The sequence below is a fragment of the Methylobacterium sp. J-030 genome, from assembly GCF_022829545.1.
Classification (GTDB): domain Bacteria; phylum Pseudomonadota; class Alphaproteobacteria; order Rhizobiales; family Beijerinckiaceae; genus Methylobacterium.
On the sequence record NZ_JAKSYM010000039.1, the window covers coordinates 1 to 1318 of the forward strand.

At 66.3% G+C, this 1318-nt stretch carries 3 protein-coding genes; 1 reads left to right on the plus strand and 2 read right to left on the minus strand.

What is annotated here, in order from left to right:
- Positions 1 to 283, plus strand: a 283-nt coding sequence (locus MKK75_RS01395; RefSeq protein WP_244040849.1) for a hypothetical protein, incomplete at its 5' end; no start/stop codon positions are given.
- A 131-nt stretch (positions 284 to 414) separates the two neighbouring features.
- Here MKK75_RS01395 and MKK75_RS01400 read toward each other — a convergent pair.
- Positions 415 to 978 carry a chemotaxis protein CheB gene (locus tag MKK75_RS01400; protein WP_244040850.1) on the minus strand — a complete coding sequence of 188 codons (564 nt, stop codon included), beginning with the start codon at positions 976 to 978 and terminating at the stop codon, positions 415 to 417.
- Between the two features lie 61 nt (positions 979 to 1039).
- On the minus strand, positions 1040 to 1318 hold a 279-nt coding region (locus tag MKK75_RS01405; protein WP_244040851.1), incomplete at its 5' end, for a DUF6894 family protein.

Sequence of the window (1318 nt, forward strand, 5' to 3'; positions counted from 1 at the left end):
CGTGCTGGACCGCATGGACGGCGACGCGGACCTTGAGGACGGCGCCGACGATGAGCCGTTCCTGGCCGCGCCCGCGAACGCGACCGGCTCGCAGATGACATGGTTGCGCGGGGACGACGCCGACCGCGAGGCCGACCAACCTGAGACCGAGATGGGGGAAGTTGCCGTGACGCTCCCGCCGGCCGAGCCGCAGGAGATGGCCCAGATCCTGCCGTGGCGCGGGCGCGGCAACGTCATCGCGGCGGCCGGCACGCTGATCCTCGACCTTCTGGAGCGCGCGTGATCCCGAGGTCCACTGAGGGTGGCTTTCTGCCGGTCCGCTTTCGGGTGGGAGTTGGCAGAAGCAGACACTGCCATCGCGCTCGCTCACGATCAGAAGCAGCCGTACCGGGGGCGGCAAGCTGCACGGGACCCTCAATCGTTGCAAGCACAGTGTGCAACGACCCGCTCGACCAGTCGATCGGCGGTGAGGGTTGCCTCCGGGTGATCCAGTCTCAGCGCGGCCTGGGGCATCTCGGGGCATTCGGCCTCGGCCAGATCCTGCACGAGGCCGAGGCCACCGCGTGCCGTGATCGCACGCATGCCCTCAGCCCCGTCGCTATTGCCTCCGCTGAGCACGATCCCAACGACGCGCTTGCCGTAAGCCTCGGCGGCTGAAACGAACAACGGATCGGCCGCTGGGCGGGTGAAGTGCACCTTGCTCCCCTGATCGAGAAGGATTGCACCGAAGCCCAAACGCATGTGGTGGTTGGGTGGCGCGACGTAGATGTGGCCGCGCGCGATGACCTCCCCGTGCCGCCCGAAGGTGGCTGGAAGACTGCCGCGCTGACTAAGGATTTCGGGAAGGACGCTTGGGTTCGCCCCGATGTGCTGCACGACGAACACGGAGGCGCGGAGATTTGACGGCAAAGCCTCGACAATCCGCTTGAGCGGTTTGAGGCCGCCGGCAGAGCTGGCGATGACGATGATGGCGCCCATTCCCTTGCTACAATCGACCGGGGGCAAGCGCGGTTCAGTCGCGCCTGGCCGAATGTCTGAGCTACGCGGCAGCTTCGGCCGCCTTCCGCTCCGGCGTCTTATCGATGACGATGAGCACAGAGGCGGTCAGTATGCTCATGCCAGCTTCGTCGCGAACCTCGGCCCGGTACTGAGCAGCCGGCCGTGCCTTATGCTCGGACCCGAGCATGTCGGCCAAAGTCTTGCGGACAACCTCCCGCACAGCGGCCTCGTCCGGCAACTCGTAGCCGACGTCATCTATGACGACAATGCTGTCGAAGGTGTCGATGAAGAAACGGGGCATCAGGCCCTCCGCGTCGCA